Below are 14092 nucleotides of genomic sequence, written 5' to 3'. Positions count from 1 at the left end.
TTGTTTTACCCAACTCAAAGCTCGATTTGACTGACGAAATCATTTGACCTTTGATGCAGTTCCTACTCTAATACCCGCTTTCTGGTGCATCCCATAAAAACTGTCCTATGACTCAAAAAGTTGTTCTTCTTGACCTTGAAAATAATGTTCCGACGGCCAAATTGTTGCGTGAGATTGTGGAGCATTATCCGACTTTGTATTTGTTTCATTGCCAAGGTCAATTTGAGTATGCATTGCAAGATTTGACGGAACTGGCTGCTTGGATCAGTAGTGGTCAAGTGGTGATTTTAGACACGCCCAAAGCCGAGCAAAAAGAGTTCGAATATGCCGTGGTGGTGGGGCAGTTAATGGCTTTGCTTGAGCCAGAGACGCAGGTTGAAATTATCTCTGCGGTCAATACAGCAGAAATACTTTTGGACTTAATGCAATCTTCGGATATTCAGAGCAATTTGATCCTCATTCAGTCTGAAGCTGTACCAAGTCAACGTCATCTTCCCAGTTTAGACCGCATCAAAAATCAGCCTTATTTAAAAATGGTCAAAAAATATTGTGATGCTTTGGGGGAAATGTCAGGTAAGCCGAACACATTGGACGGTCTAAAAAATTCAATAAGTAATATTTTGCAACTCGTACCTGAAAAGACGCAGCGGGTAGTGGGGATGTTGATTAATCTCAAAATCATCAAACGCTATGATGAGCAGATTCGCTTTCGTAAAAAAGTGTTGAAGCAGTGGTTAGCACTGAATTTAGATGAACAAGACCCAATTACACAGCCGCAAAGCATGCAGCAAGCGCTACAGCAACTGCAAAAAGACAGTGTCGTGGATAAGCTTGAACCAACTGTAGATACGCAGTCTGCGCAACAAGAGTTGTTTAAAAACTTTGCACAGATTGACCCTGTACAGCTTGAGGTTGCACAAAAACTGCGCGAGTTAAAAACCAATAAACCCAAAGATATCTATGCACTACGTGATTTGCTTGAGCAAATGTTTCCGAAGTCAGATGTACGTATGTTACTGAAAGAGTTACTCGATAAAGGCTATATTTACTGGAATGGACATGAAGTTCTATATAGTCATGAAATGTTCTTAAATTAATTTTATCGTTCAAACTTGCGTTTTATATTGTGCTTATGCAACTCTAATAAAGGAATAAAAAGGTTGTGCTATGGAAAATACTGGAATTTGGGTTGTCGGATTTATCATCTTATTCATCCTCGGCTCGATTTTTGGACTTCGTGTAAGTCCAAGAGAAAAAGCTTTAGGTGAAATGCGTGATAAAGCGCGCAAGATGGGTTTACACCCGCGTTTAGTCGCAGCACCTGACTGGACGAAAATACCAATGGCTTCGGAAAACCGTGCCAGCATGGTGGCGTACTACAGTGTCCTGATTCCAGAAGCACGCCTACCTTTAATGCGCGCTCGCGTTGTTGATCAACAGCTTGAACTCATTACAGGTGATGACAAGTTTAAACATTTACCCATTGAATTAAAGGGTATTTATGCTATTGATATGCAAGCAAACTGCGTGGGACTCTATTGGGATGAGCATTCTGACTTAAGAGCAACCCAGTTAGATGCCATGAAAGCATATTTACAGTCTTTGGCTGAACTTTAATTTTACAGACCCATTGAAACAGGATTAACGGTTAATATGGCGAAAGCTCCTCGGTCCACATCCAAAAGTACTACAGCAGATTCTCCTGAGGCTGGGAAAAAGCGTGCTTTAGTGATTGTGGAGTCGCCTGCAAAAGCGAAAACAATCAATAAATATTTAGGCTCGAATTACATTGTGAAGTCGTCTGTGGGTCACGTGCGTGATTTACCTACAGGTGGTTCCAGTAAGACCGCAGAAAAGAAGCCAGCAACACGAACCAAACTGACCGATGCTCAGAAAGCTGAAAAAGCACAAAATGCACTGGTCAATCGTATGGGGGTTGATCCTGAGCATGACTGGAAAGCACATTATGAAGTGCTTCCAGGCAAAGAGCATGTAGTTGCTGAACTGAAAAAGCTTGCTTCGCAAGTTGATGAGGTCTATCTCGCAACGGACTTGGACCGTGAAGGAGAAGCAATTGCTTGGCATTTAAAAGAAGTAATTGGTGGCGATGACTCACGTTATCAACGTGTGGTGTTCAACGAAATTACCAAAAATGCCATCCAAGATGCATTCAAGCATCCAGCACGCCTTGATATCGATAAAGTTAATGCGCAACAAGCACGCCGCTTTTTAGACCGTGTTGTCGGCTTTATGATTTCGCCATTACTTTGGGAAAAAATTGCCCGTGGTTTATCGGCAGGTCGTGTTCAGTCTGTCGCAGTTAAACTGGTGGTTGAGCGTGAGCGCGAGATTCGTGCTTTTATTCCCGAAGAATACTGGCAAGTTTTTGCAGACACCAAGTCACAGACCGATGAGATTCGTTTAGAAGCCGTCAAACAAGCAGGTAAAGCCTTAAAGCTACGCAATAAAGCCGATACCGATGCTTTATTGAAGCTCATTAAAGACGCAGATTACAAAGTTTCAGCACGTGAAGATAAACCAACCAAGGTGAATCCGAGCGCACCGTATATCACCTCCACTTTACAACAAGCAGCCAGTACACGTTTGGGTTTCTCTGTGAAGAAAACCATGATGTTGGCGCAGCGTTTGTATGAAGCGGGTTTTATTACCTATATGCGTACCGACTCGACCTTTTTGAGTGACGATGCGGTGAATATGGTGCGTCATCATATTGAGACAGAGTTTGGTACGAAGTATCTACCTGCTAAGCCGAACCGCTATGGTAACAAAGCGGGTGCACAAGAAGCCCACGAAGCGATTCGTCCATCGAATGTGGCGTTAAAAGGCGACAGCTTGGTTGGTGTGGAACGTGATGCACAACGTTTGTATGATTTGATCTGGCGTCAGTTCGTCGCGTGTCAAATGACACCAGCAGAATACTTGTCATCGACTATTTTAGTGGATGCCAACGGTGTTGAGCTTAAAGCCAAAGGTCGCACCTTAGTCTTTGACGGTTTCACTAAAGTCCGTGGTCAAAACAAGTCGGACGATGATGTGTTATTGCCTGCGGTGAAAGTTGGTGAAATCCTGAAGCTTGAAAAATTAGATCCATCGCAACACTTTACCAAGCCACCTGCACGTTTTACTGAAGCATCTTTAGTGAAAGAGCTTGAGAAAAAGGGCATTGGTCGACCATCGACTTATGCGGCGATTATCTCGACCATTCAAGACCGTGGTTATGTCAAACTCGAGAACCGCCGTCTGTATGCAGAAAAAATGGGTGAAATTGTCACTGATCGTTTAGATGAAAGTTTCAATAACCTCATGAACTATGACTTTACTGCGGACTTAGAAGGTCAACTCGATAAAGTGGCTGATGGCGAACGCAATTGGAAAGAGTTGCTCGATAGTTTCTATGGCGACTTTAAAAAACGTCTGACCAATGCGCAAGGTGAAAACGGTATGCGCCGCAATCAACCTGTAGAGGTGGAAGCAGTACACTGTAAAGAATGTGACCGTCCAATGCAGATTCGTACGGGAACCACAGGTGTCTTCTTAGGGTGTTCTGGCTATAACTTACCGCCGAAAGAGCGTTGTAAAGGCACGTTGAACTTAACGCCTGTTGAATCACTTGCCGCACTTTCTGATGATGACGCAGCAGAAACAGCAGATTTGATGTCGAAAAAACGCTGTCCAATCTGTGAAACTGCGATGGACAGTTATGTGATCGATGGTGGGCGTAAGCTACATGTCTGTGGTAATAACCCAGACTGTGCTGGTTTTGAACTTGAAGAAGGTGAGTTCAAAATCAAAGGTTATGATGGTCCAACCATTCCATGTGATAAGTGTGATGGGGAAATGCAGCTGAAGACGGGTCGTTTTGGTCCTTATTTTGCTTGCTCAAGCTGTGATAACACACGTAAAGTCTTAAAAAGTGGTCAACCTGCACCTCCGCGTGTAGACCCGATTAAGATGGAACATTTACGTTCAACTAAGCATGATGACTTTTTTGTATTACGTGATGGGGCAGCAGGTTTATTCTTGGCGGCAAGTAAGTTCCCGAAAGTACGTGAAACACGTGCACCTAAAGTTTCGGAACTTCGTAGTGTTGCCGATCAGCTCGATCCGAAGTATCAGTTTATTTTGCAAGCACCTGATGTTGACCCTGAAGGGAATCCAACTTTGGTGAAATTTAGTCGTAAGAATCAAGCGCAATATATTGGTTCTGAAACGCCTGAAGGTAAGCAAACCAAGTGGTCATTGGTGTTCAATGATGGAAAATGGGTTGAAGCTTAAGTTCTAATTGCTTAGAAATAATCAAGAAATGCTCACTTTGGTGGGCATTTTTTATATGATGTACAGCTATAAATAAAAAAAGATTCTGGTTAATGTATGATTCCTATTCGCTCTGTTGTTGTATCCGCAGTTTTACTGTCAAAAATTGAGAGTGAAATTAAACTGTTATTGATGAAGCGTGTTAAAGGTGATTATTGGTGCCATGTCGCAGGAAAGGTTGAAGAAAATGAGACCGCCAGCCAAGCGATACTTCGCGAAATCAAAGAAGAAACAGCCATTCAGCCTCAACGTTTATTTAGTGCAGATTACATCGAGCAGTTTTATGAGCCAAGCTTGAATGTGATTGAAATGATTCCCGCATTTGTTGGCTTCTGTGCTGAAAACCAATCTGTTCTATTGAATCATGAGCATACTGAATATCGGTGGTGCAGCTTATCTGAAGCTAAAACTTTGGCTGTATTTTCAAATCAAAGAAAATTATACGACTTTATTTGGGAAAACTTTGTATTACAACAACCTATAATACATTTAGAAATTACGTAATGTGCTGATCATTGTGATAAAAAATTATTAAAAATTGGGGATCAAAGATGTGGAAAAAACTTCGTATTTTAATCTTGCTGCTGATTTTATTGGTGGTTGCTTTGAATGCTTATCGGGATCAGAACCAAGATTGGAGTAAGCCAATTATTGTATTACTGCATCCAGTTAATGCAGATGGACAAGGTACAACTCAGCAATATATACAGCAATTGACGCCTACGAACTTAAAAGGGGTACAAGGTTATTTAGAGCAGATGTCGGCGACATATCGCGGGCAACCGATTGCGATTTATTTTCAACTAGGGCGTGAACTCAAACAGCTACCGCCGAAAGTGCCTGAGCAGGCAAGCTTATTGGATACGGTCTTGTGGAGTTTAAAGTTCCGTTATTATGCATGGAAAAACCATCAAGGTTCAGATGGTGCACCAACTGTTACTTTGTATTTGAACTATTATGACCCAGCACTGAATAAAGAGCTGAAACACTCGACAGCTTTGCAAAAAGGTCGCATCGGTTCGGTGAATTTATTTGCATCTAACAAGCAAACCGAGCAAAACAAAGTCGTGCTTGCACATGAGCTTTTACATGCCTTTGGTGCCAGTGATAAATACGACTTAGCCACAGGACAGCCGATGTATCCTGCGGGTTATGCATATCCAAATCAACAACCACTGTTCCCTCAAGCCAAAGCTGAATTAATGGCCGGGCACATTCCAACCTCGCAAACACAGAGTAAAATGCCTGAGTCGATTGATGAAACATTGGTGAATGAGATCACTGCGATTGAAATTGGATGGAAAAAGTAACGGTGGATAATGCTAGGTTTATCCACAGCATGGATTGATAGTGTGGATAAACTCAAACCTACAAGTTCGCTGCAAAACATGTTAAAACTAAGTGAACGAAAATCAAACTTGAGCAGAAGATGAAAACAGTCGGTAATGATTTAGTTCGCCATCAACTCCATGAAAATCGTAAATGGTATTTGGGTTTAGGGATTTTATTGGTGTTGTTTGGTTTCATCCTTTTGGCCGCTTTGCCTTTTGCCACCTTATCTGTGGTGTTTATCTTTGGCGTGCTGATGATGATTGGTGGTGTTCTACACTTCATCGCCGCTTTTAAGATTTTTGAGGGTGGCTTCCGCTGGTTATGGGCTTTGTTTGGTGTATTGTATTTGGTTGCGGGCTATTATGCATTTAGCACACCTGTGAAAACAGCCATTGTCTTGACCAGTGTTTTAGCAGTTTTCTTGATTCTTGCAGGGGGCATTCGTATCTTTAATGCAATATTATTTCGAGCATTCCAAGGTTGGGGCTGGACACTTTTTTCTGGCGTTTTAACCCTGCTGGCAGGCATTATGATTTTAACTACACCAGATGCCCCATTTTGGGTGCTTGGATTATTCCTTGCTTTTGATATTTTATTCCAAGGTATTAATTATCTGACTCTAGCGGCAGCCATTAAGCAGATTCCACCAGCAAGCCAATCTGAATAAAGTCTGATTAAAAAAAGGGAGCCTCATACAGGCTCCCTTTTTTTGTGTGGTTTATATCACTTGCAAGGCTGAATGGCAGGTTTACGGATTGACGGCATATTGACTTGAAATCGCAATACGATTCCACGTGTTAATCACAATCGCGATCCATTCAATAGCGGCAGTTTCTGCATCGGATAAGATTTTTGCTGCTTCTTGATACGCCGAATCGGGGAAATGCTGCTGAGCAATGAGTGTGATTTCTTCAATTAAAATCAGTGCGGCGCGTTCTTTTTCAGAAAAATATCCACTTTCTTGCCATGCACTGATGAGGGCAATCCGTTCGATTGATTCACCTGCTTTCATGGCATCTTGTGTATGCATACGTACACAGAACGCACATTGGTTAATCTGTGAGGCTCTCAGTTTCAGCAAGTGTGAAAATCCAATCTCAAGACCTGCTTGTTGGACTTTTTGCATGGATAAGTTTTCGAGTTCTAATACTGTTTTATACAGTTCAGGTGCGACTTTTCCCAAATTAATACGTTGCATACATCACCTATTTTTTTAAGAGCCTTGAATGTTTAGTAATGATTTTATCGGCTAACTGATTTGCACTTTGTTTAATTTATGCATTAAAACCAAATGAACTATGATGGTCGTTTTGGTGACGCGCACAGTAAAACTCTTCTCTGTTTAGAATTAAAAAATTATTGAGGCTATTAACTTTATCGAGATGTATTCAACTTCAATGATAACGAACTGTGCCAAGGACATTGAAAAGAGAAAAATGCAGGCGGGAAATTTATAAATCGTGTTATTAATAAATTAAATTTTCTAAAAAAATTATGGATGATGACAACTTTTATTTTAGCGCCCGATTCATTCAAAGAAAGTATGACAGCAGAACAGGCCTGTGCGGCGATGCAGCGTGGAATTAAAAACATAATCCCTGATGCTGTATGTATACATGTACCCATGGCAGATGGCGGCGAAGGCACAGTCGATGCTTTATTAACATCATTAGCAGGCCAAAAGATCGAATGTGAGGTAACAGGGCCATTGCCATCACAACGAGTTAAAACGTATTGGGGCTTATTTGATGGCGGGCAAACGGCTGTTATTGAAATGGCCAAAGCCAATGGTATTCATCTACTTGAGCCCGCACAGCGAAACCCACTCCTGACCACAACTTTGGGAACGGGGCAAATGATTCGGTATGCCTTGGATGCAGGTGTGTCCAAAATTATTTTGGCACTTGGAGGCAGTGTCACCAATGATGCAGGCAGTGGCATGGCACAGGCGCTTGGAGTACGCTTTTTAGATGCACAAGGGCGGGAAGTGCCCGTTGGTGGTGGTCATTTACGAGATATTAAACGGATTGATATGCAGGCTTTAGACCCACGCTTGCAAAAGATTCAAGTTTTAATTGCCTCCGATGTCACTAATCCGCTGTGTGGAGCACAGGGTGCATCGCATGTGTTTGGCCCGCAAAAAGGGGCGAGCGCAGAGATGGTTGAGCAGTTGGATCAAAATTTGAGTCATTTTGCAGATGTGGTGGAAACACAGCTTAATCTACAGATACGGAATGTTGCAGGGGCAGGCGCCGCAGGAGGGCTGGGTTTTGGTTTAATGGCCTTTACGGGCGCTCAGCTTCAGTCTGGCGCGAAGTGGGTGATTGAGCAAACTCAACTGGCGGAGAAAATAAAGCAAGCCGATTATGTTTTCACGGGTGAAGGCAGTATCGACTTCCAAACCAAGTTTGGCAAAACGCCGTGGGCGATGGCTCAGTTAGCCAAGCAGTTGAATAAACCAGTGATTGCCTTTGCTGGACGTGTCGGAGAGGATGTTGAGGCATTATTTGATGAAGGGTTTAGTCAAATTGTTTCGATAAATGAACCTGACTGTGATTTAGCAACAGCATTGAAAAACGCAGAGCAGAATTTACAAAACAGCTGTGAGGACATCACTCGACTTTTGCTTTTAAATCATACTGAGCAAGCTTAATTTTAAATTTTTGAGGCAGTAAGCGGTTCGAGCCTAAGGTCTTAGCCCCAGATTTGAAGGTGTATTTCAGACAGAAATGGATAATCGTTGCTGTAGCCTCATATTGACGTCATAGATTTGTTAGACTAGCAGCATCCACGAATTGATGAGTGATTATGAGTTTAGCCAGCCTAATTGATGAATTAAACCCGCAACAAAAACAAGCTGCCACGACTGAGTCGCAACACAGTCTGGTGCTCGCAGGGGCTGGCTGTGGCAAGACGAAAACCATTGTGGCACGAGCGGCGTACCTAATTGATCAAGGGATTCCTGCCAACCAAATTCAGATTTTAACCTTTACTCGTCGTTCAGCCAGTGAAATTGTGGCGCGAGTGGAGCTGGCTTTAGGTGAGCAGGCAAAAGGGCTGCGTGCTTCTACTTTTCATACTTTTTGTATGTATCTGCTGCGCCGTGTACCGAAAGCCTTTGGTTTAGAGCAGTTTTCAATTATTGATCGTGATGATCAGCTGATGATGTTTCGTCTGATTCGTGGGAAAGATGACAAGAAAAATCCCAATCAGCTGCCTAAACCACAAGAACTGTGTGATCTGTATTCTTTTGCACGAAATACGCGTCAGAAGTTGAGTGATGCCTTAGAAAAGCAGCATCCTGAGCATTTGGCCTTTAAAGATCAAATTGCGGAAATCATGAAAGAGTACGAGACACGTAAGCGTGCGCGTAGCTTTTTAGATTATGACGATATTCTTGCGATCGTGGCCTCAGCACTCGACCAGTCAGATGGTTTAGCCGACTATGTGGCATCGCTCTGCAAACACATGCTGGTCGATGAAATGCAGGACACCAATCCTTTGCAGTGGGCCTTGCTTGAGCCCCTTAAAGACAAAGTGAGCCTGTTCTGCGTCGGTGATGATGCACAGTCGATTTATGGTTTCCGTGGGGCAGATTTTGAAAATATTCACCATTTTAAAGACAGTGTGCCGAATGCTCAGGTGTTTAAATTGGAGCAAAACTATCGTTCAACCCAAGAAATTTTAGACCTTTCAAATTGGCTGCTCGATCAATCTGAGATTCAATATAACAAACGCCTAGATGCGCATCGGGGTGAGGGCGTGAAGCCTCGCATGCACATTTTCCCAAATGAGTTTGATGAAGCAAAATGGATTGCGATCGACATTAAAGAGCGCCATTACTTACAAGGCAGTAAATGGTCGGATCATATGGTTTTGGTCCGTTCTAGCTTTGCAGCACGTCATATTGAGGCGGCGTGTATAGCGGCCAATGTCCCCTATCGCTTTATTGGGGGCATGAAACTGCTTGAAACCGCACATGTGAAAGATTTACTGAGCTTGCTGCGCGTGATTGCCAATCCTCTCGATGATATTGCATGGATGCGTTTTCTTACCTTGTGGAATGGGGTGGGAGATGTGGGTGCAAGCCGTCTTGCTCAGCAACTTTTACTAGAGCCTGAGTTTGATTTGATCTTTGATAAATTAGAGAAATTTGGGCGAATTCCAGCTGAAACTGTGTTGATCATGAAGCAAATGACGGTACTGAAACAGGAAGTACAGGCTTGTGTCGGTTTGGGTATTCAGGCGATTGAAGCACAATTGGCGGAAAATTATAAAAAAGACTGGAACCGCCGCCAAGGGGACTTTGAACTGGTTAAACAATTGGCGTCTAAACATACCCAGTTAAGTGAGTTCTTAGAGGAATATGTGCTTGATCCTGTGTCGATTTCTGAAATCGAACGACAGTCCGATAGCGATGTCGTCACCCTGATTACCATTCACTCGGCCAAAGGCACAGAGCAAAAGGTCTGTTATGTCGTCAATGTAACTCCAGGGCAATATCCACATGCACGTGCCCAAGGTGATTTTAATGATGTCGAAGAAGAACGTCGGGTCTTGTATGTGGCGCTGACCCGTGCGCAGAATGAATTGATTTTAACCAAGCAAAATTTAAGTCTATGGGCACGAGACGTGATTGATGAGCAAGGGCGCAAAGTCGAAAGTTATTTTTTGAATGATCTGACGCGAAATTTGTGTAGCATGGAAACCCATCATAAGCCTCGTCAGCAAACGGTAAAGAGTGCTTTAATTGAGCGTCAATCGATTAATTTAGATTTTGGGATTAATCTCGATTAAACTAAACAGATTACATTGTGGTATTTGTTGTGCAATGTTCAGAAAGTAGCGTAGGCGATTGCTTTTTGATGATTTTGCCTATTTTTGAAGGTTGTAAGATGAAAATTTTAGTTCGTAATTTAGAGCGTACAGTGGCTGAAGCTGAACTGCTTGAATTATTTAAGCAATACGGCACAGTTGCATCATGTAATTTAATCCTTGATGCAGCAACAGGTAAATCGAAAGGTTTTGCTTTTGTTGAAATGCCACATGCACGTGAAGCCATTAAAGCCATTAAAGGGCTTAATACACTACGTTTACATGGCACTGGTATTCGCGTCAAACAGGCGGAAGATAAACCTGAGAAGCCAGAAGCATAAATAAAAAGGAGCAATTGATGCTCCTTTTTTATGGGATAAAATGAAAAAATTCTATCCAGCTTTATCGATTGTTGCACCGATGGGACGACAAATCTCTCAAGGAAATAAAACCTTAGAGATCCGTTCTTGGCGACCAGAGCAATGGCCACTCAAAGATTTGATTATCGTGGAAAATAAGCACTATTTAATCCACGAGGACGATGAAGAGTTGGGGTATGCTGTTGCTATGGTTGATGTTGAGTCGATTCACTCATGGAGAGAGGATGAGCTTGATTCGGCGATGGCATCATATTGGGAAGAGGGATATTGGGCTTGGGTACTCACAAATGTACGTCCAATCCATGTTTCGATGCCTGTCATAGCAAAAAGAAAGATTTATTTTATTGAAATAGATCATGCATAATTTTTATTATGCACTGCTGTATAGAAAGATTACTCTTAGAATTGTTATAAACGCCAAAACTTAGGAACACCCTTCATGACTCGTGTTGCCCGTTACCATGCTGATCGCACTAACCAAAAACTCTACTTTGCTCGACTTTCATGTCAACAAGCAGAACAAATTGATCATGTGCAACAAGCTCAGGCTTACCGTGAGGCTGCTGTGTTTCACTTGCATGGCGCGGTGCTTGCGTTTCTACAAGAGTTGGTCCGTTACTACCGCTTAAATGACTTAAACCCGACGTTGAAGTCCATAGAGGAGCATATGGCAGCTAAGGGCCAAGTCTCGCCTGAAGTGACTGTAATGGAACAACTCTCGAAAGAAGGTTTCATTGCCGAGTTAAAACGTGCTTATCGCTTGTGTCAGTATGCGCCAGAGCCGAGTACACCTGAACCTGAGTCAGAAACTTCATCGAATCTGATCATTAAAGTGACTCAAACCCCTCAGGCATGGTTACCCGATACCAAAATTTTACGCGAGTGGCATCGAGACTTAACGGCGTTGATCGATGGCTTTCGGAATGAGATGGTTGAATTCTAAAAGCGATGACCAACGCTTGAAGTTTGAAAATTTGTCCTTATATCAATAAGTCTAAGCGAAGCAAAGTGCAACTGCCTTTGCCACCATGTTGAACATGGAGGAAATATGTCTATAGAACAATTGAAAGAATTATTTGGAAATCAAGAAGCCATTTTAGAATTGGTTCAACTTGAAGGTGGTGAGCTCGCACTACGTAACGCAGGTTCGGAGAGTGCGCCTTTAGTCACGATCCAGTTTAATGAAGAGCTCAAAGCATTATTGGGCGACCAGACAACAGTCGTTGCTCAGCAGATGGTGCAAGCGGCTTTATACGGCTTACTTGAAAAACAAGTGGGCGAATGGCAGGCTGAAGTGGTGGACGAAAAGCCACAGTTCTTCAGCTAAGCCGAATATGAAAAAACGCACTGAACAGTGCGTTTTTTTGTATCCAGTGTTGGTTGGTTAGTGGGTGGGTGCTTGATGATGTGCAATCTGAATTTGATTTAAAATATGATTGCTCATATTTTTCGCCATTTCCTCTTTTGCAAAATAAACTTCACCAATTTGATCGCGGCGAATCACTTCGGCTTCTTCTTTGCTTTCCGCACATACTAAGACCTGAATCTCAGGATTGAGGGTTTTGGCAATATCCACGATTTTATGAATATCTAAAATATCCATCGGGGAAAGTACCAACAGGCGTGCATGTTGAATATGGGCTTGAATCAGTACCCCAGGGTCTGTCGCCATCCCAGAAACAGCCGCAATGCCTTTTTCACGCAGGTTTTCTACAATTTCACGGTTTTCTTCCGCAATCACCACTTTAATGTCTTCGGCCATCAATTGTTTGGTAATGCGACGGCCCACTTCACCATGCCCAACAATTACCACTTGGTCACGTAAATAGTCTTGTGAGACTTCATCAGGCAGCATTGCCAGTGGGTCACCACTACGCTCCAGTAAGCGTGCTAGATGCGAGCGCTCACGAATCCAACGTTGTACAGGCTCAATTGCGGAGAACACAAAGCTGTTTAAGGTGATGGAGATGAGTGCTCCTGCCAAAATTAGGTTTTGCCCTTCTAAGGACAAGAGTTTAAGTGAAACCCCGAGTGTCGCTAAGATGAAGGAAAACTCACCAATCTGTGCCAGTGACGCACCGACAGTGAGGGCAGTATTGATGGGGTAGCGGAAAAAGAGCACCAGTGCCATAGCGGCAATGGTTTTGCCGACCATAATAATTGCAACGACTGCAAGCACATGCACCGGTTGTTCCACTAAGATGCGTGGGTCAAATAACATGCCCACTGCAACAAAAAACAAAATGGCAAAAATTTCACGTAGAGGGAGGGTTTCTTCTTCGGCACGGTGGCTAAAGTCAGACTCTTTAACGACCATCCCGGCAAAGAATGCGCCCAGTGCCATGGAAACACCGAAAATTTTGTACGCACCAAAGGCGATTGAGACCGCAGCAGCCACCACGGTTAAGGTAAATAGTTCACGCGAACCAAGGCGAGCGACAAATTGCATGATCATTGGAACGAGACGTTTCCCGATGATCAGCATAAAAGCGATGAAGCCTACTACTTTAAGTAAGGTGATGCCTAAGGTAAGCCAAATGTTGTCATCAGTACTGCCTGTAAAGGCTTCTCCACCGAGTAGAGCTGCTGTTGCAGGTAAGAGTACCAGTACCAAGACCATGACCAGATCTTCAACTAAGAGCCAACCTACGGCAATTTTACCGTTGACTGAATTGAGTAGACCACGGTCTCCCAGTGCTTTGAGTAATACCACTGTACTGGCACAAGACAGGCTTAAGCCGAAGACCAAGGCAGAGCCAAAACTCCATCCCCAGATCATACTGACGCCTATTCCGAGCAGGGTCGCGACAGCAATTTGTAAAATAGCACCAGGCAATGCAATGCGGCGAACTTGTAATAAGTCATTGAGGGAAAAATGCATGCCCACACCAAACATGAGGAACATGACCCCAAGTTCAGCCAATTGGTTCGCCAGATGAATGTCCGCGACAATACCAGGGGTATTGGGACTAATAATGATACCCGCAATCAGATAACCAATGAGTGGGGGAAGGCGTAAGCGTACGGCAAGATAGCCGAAAATGAGCGCGAGCCCAAAACCGACAGCAAGTAATATAATGAGATCTACGTCATGAGGCACTAAAAACTCCTTAAGCAAAAGTTAAGGGTGAAAAAGAAGCAAAGCACAAAAGGTGCCAAAAGAGATTAAAAGTTTAACAAGTCGAACGAAAAAAAAGCAAAAAAAAACGACCTAAAGCAGGTCGTTTTTT

The 14092-nt window shown here is 43.1% G+C and carries 14 protein-coding genes; 12 read left to right on the top strand and 2 right to left on the bottom strand.

What is annotated here, in order from left to right; all coding sequences use genetic code 11:
- The first annotated feature begins 107 nt into the window (after positions 1-107).
- The 6 genes from AC0KVP_RS14280 (at position 108) to AC0KVP_RS14255 (ending at position 6334) form a co-directional block, all read left to right on the top strand.
- Positions 108-1097: a hypothetical protein gene (locus tag AC0KVP_RS14280; RefSeq protein ID WP_473337490.1), complete on the top strand. Its 990-nt coding sequence runs from the start codon at positions 108-110 to the stop codon at positions 1095-1097.
- A gap of 70 nt (positions 1098-1167) precedes the next feature.
- Positions 1168-1617 carry an ammonium transporter gene (locus tag AC0KVP_RS14275; protein WP_004692510.1) on the top strand — a complete coding sequence of 150 codons (450 nt, stop codon included), beginning with the start codon at positions 1168-1170 and terminating at the stop codon, positions 1615-1617.
- Between the two features lie 36 nt (positions 1618-1653).
- Positions 1654-4296, top strand: coding sequence for a type I DNA topoisomerase (gene topA / locus AC0KVP_RS14270; RefSeq protein ID WP_473337486.1), 2643 nt, complete (start codon positions 1654-1656; stop codon positions 4294-4296).
- A 96-nt stretch (positions 4297-4392) separates the two neighbouring features.
- The gene (locus AC0KVP_RS14265) at positions 4393-4839 is read left to right on the top strand and encodes an NUDIX hydrolase (protein WP_114836435.1); all 447 of its coding nucleotides are present in this window, start codon (positions 4393-4395) and stop codon (positions 4837-4839) included.
- Positions 4840-4886: 47 nt separating this feature from the next.
- Positions 4887-5645 (top strand): hypothetical protein, encoded by a 759-nt coding sequence (locus AC0KVP_RS14260; RefSeq protein ID WP_473337484.1) that lies wholly within the window; start codon positions 4887-4889, stop codon positions 5643-5645.
- Between the two features lie 119 nt (positions 5646-5764).
- Complete coding sequence (locus tag AC0KVP_RS14255) at positions 5765-6334, top strand: HdeD family acid-resistance protein (RefSeq protein ID WP_348937803.1); 570 nt, start codon at positions 5765-5767, stop codon at positions 6332-6334.
- 81 nt (positions 6335-6415) lie between these two features.
- Here the strand turns inward: AC0KVP_RS14255 and AC0KVP_RS14250 are convergent, their stop codons facing one another.
- Positions 6416-6865, bottom strand: a complete 450-nt coding sequence (locus AC0KVP_RS14250) for a carboxymuconolactone decarboxylase family protein (protein WP_473337482.1) — start codon at positions 6863-6865, stop codon at positions 6416-6418.
- A gap of 300 nt (positions 6866-7165) precedes the next feature.
- Here AC0KVP_RS14250 and AC0KVP_RS14245 point away from each other — a divergent pair, with 300 nt between their 5' ends.
- The 6 genes from AC0KVP_RS14245 to AC0KVP_RS14220 all read left to right on the top strand — a co-directional run bounded on the left by AC0KVP_RS14245 (position 7166) and on the right by AC0KVP_RS14220 (position 12189).
- A complete protein-coding gene (locus tag AC0KVP_RS14245; protein WP_473337480.1) occupies positions 7166-8320 on the top strand; it encodes a glycerate kinase in 1155 nt (384 codons plus the stop codon).
- Between the two features lie 155 nt (positions 8321-8475).
- Positions 8476-10464 (top strand): ATP-dependent helicase, encoded by a 1989-nt coding sequence (locus AC0KVP_RS14240; RefSeq protein WP_473337478.1) that lies wholly within the window; start codon positions 8476-8478, stop codon positions 10462-10464.
- A 98-nt stretch (positions 10465-10562) separates the two neighbouring features.
- Positions 10563-10823, top strand: coding sequence for an RNA recognition motif domain-containing protein (locus AC0KVP_RS14235; RefSeq protein WP_004692489.1), 261 nt, complete (start codon positions 10563-10565; stop codon positions 10821-10823).
- Positions 10824-10863: 40 nt separating this feature from the next.
- On the top strand, positions 10864-11226 hold the full coding sequence (locus AC0KVP_RS14230) for an ASCH domain-containing protein (protein WP_062035019.1): 363 nt from the start codon (positions 10864-10866) through the stop codon (positions 11224-11226).
- A 75-nt stretch (positions 11227-11301) separates the two neighbouring features.
- Positions 11302-11805: a DUF6586 family protein gene (locus AC0KVP_RS14225; protein ID WP_473337474.1), complete on the top strand. Its 504-nt coding sequence runs from the start codon at positions 11302-11304 to the stop codon at positions 11803-11805.
- A gap of 105 nt (positions 11806-11910) precedes the next feature.
- On the top strand, positions 11911-12189 hold the full coding sequence (locus AC0KVP_RS14220; RefSeq protein WP_004692486.1) for a hypothetical protein: 279 nt from the start codon (positions 11911-11913) through the stop codon (positions 12187-12189).
- A gap of 57 nt (positions 12190-12246) precedes the next feature.
- Here AC0KVP_RS14220 and AC0KVP_RS14215 read toward each other — a convergent pair whose 3' ends face one another.
- The gene (locus tag AC0KVP_RS14215; RefSeq protein WP_279686733.1) at positions 12247-13962 is read right to left on the bottom strand and encodes a cation:proton antiporter; all 1716 of its coding nucleotides are present in this window, start codon (positions 13960-13962) and stop codon (positions 12247-12249) included.
- Positions 13963-14092: the final 130 nt, after the last annotated feature.

The sequence above is a fragment of the Acinetobacter sp. DL27 genome (assembly GCF_055810995.1).
Note: the sequence above shows the minus strand (reverse complement) of the source record. Positions and strands in the feature narration are given on the sequence as shown.

Excerpts from the sequence above, each read along its gene's own strand:
- AC0KVP_RS14280 (WP_473337490.1), top strand. The coding sequence starts at position 108 with ATGACTCAAAAAGTTGTTCTTCTTGACCTTGAAAATAATGTTCCGACG.
- AC0KVP_RS14275 (WP_004692510.1), top strand. The coding sequence starts at position 1,168 with ATGGAAAATACTGGAATTTGGGTTGTCGGATTTATCATCTTATTCATC.
- topA (WP_473337486.1), top strand. The coding sequence starts at position 1,654 with ATGGCGAAAGCTCCTCGGTCCACATCCAAAAGTACTACAGCAGATTCT.
- AC0KVP_RS14265 (WP_114836435.1), top strand. The coding sequence starts at position 4,393 with ATGATTCCTATTCGCTCTGTTGTTGTATCCGCAGTTTTACTGTCAAAA.
- AC0KVP_RS14260 (WP_473337484.1), top strand. The coding sequence starts at position 4,887 with ATGTGGAAAAAACTTCGTATTTTAATCTTGCTGCTGATTTTATTGGTG.
- AC0KVP_RS14255 (WP_348937803.1), top strand. The coding sequence starts at position 5,765 with ATGAAAACAGTCGGTAATGATTTAGTTCGCCATCAACTCCATGAAAAT.
- AC0KVP_RS14250 (WP_473337482.1), bottom strand. The coding sequence starts at position 6,865 with ATGCAACGTATTAATTTGGGAAAAGTCGCACCTGAACTGTATAAAACA.
- AC0KVP_RS14245 (WP_473337480.1), top strand. The coding sequence starts at position 7,166 with ATGATGACAACTTTTATTTTAGCGCCCGATTCATTCAAAGAAAGTATG.
- AC0KVP_RS14240 (WP_473337478.1), top strand. The coding sequence starts at position 8,476 with ATGAGTTTAGCCAGCCTAATTGATGAATTAAACCCGCAACAAAAACAA.
- AC0KVP_RS14235 (WP_004692489.1), top strand. The coding sequence starts at position 10,563 with ATGAAAATTTTAGTTCGTAATTTAGAGCGTACAGTGGCTGAAGCTGAA.
- AC0KVP_RS14230 (WP_062035019.1), top strand. The coding sequence starts at position 10,864 with ATGAAAAAATTCTATCCAGCTTTATCGATTGTTGCACCGATGGGACGA.
- AC0KVP_RS14225 (WP_473337474.1), top strand. The coding sequence starts at position 11,302 with ATGACTCGTGTTGCCCGTTACCATGCTGATCGCACTAACCAAAAACTC.
- AC0KVP_RS14220 (WP_004692486.1), top strand. The coding sequence starts at position 11,911 with ATGTCTATAGAACAATTGAAAGAATTATTTGGAAATCAAGAAGCCATT.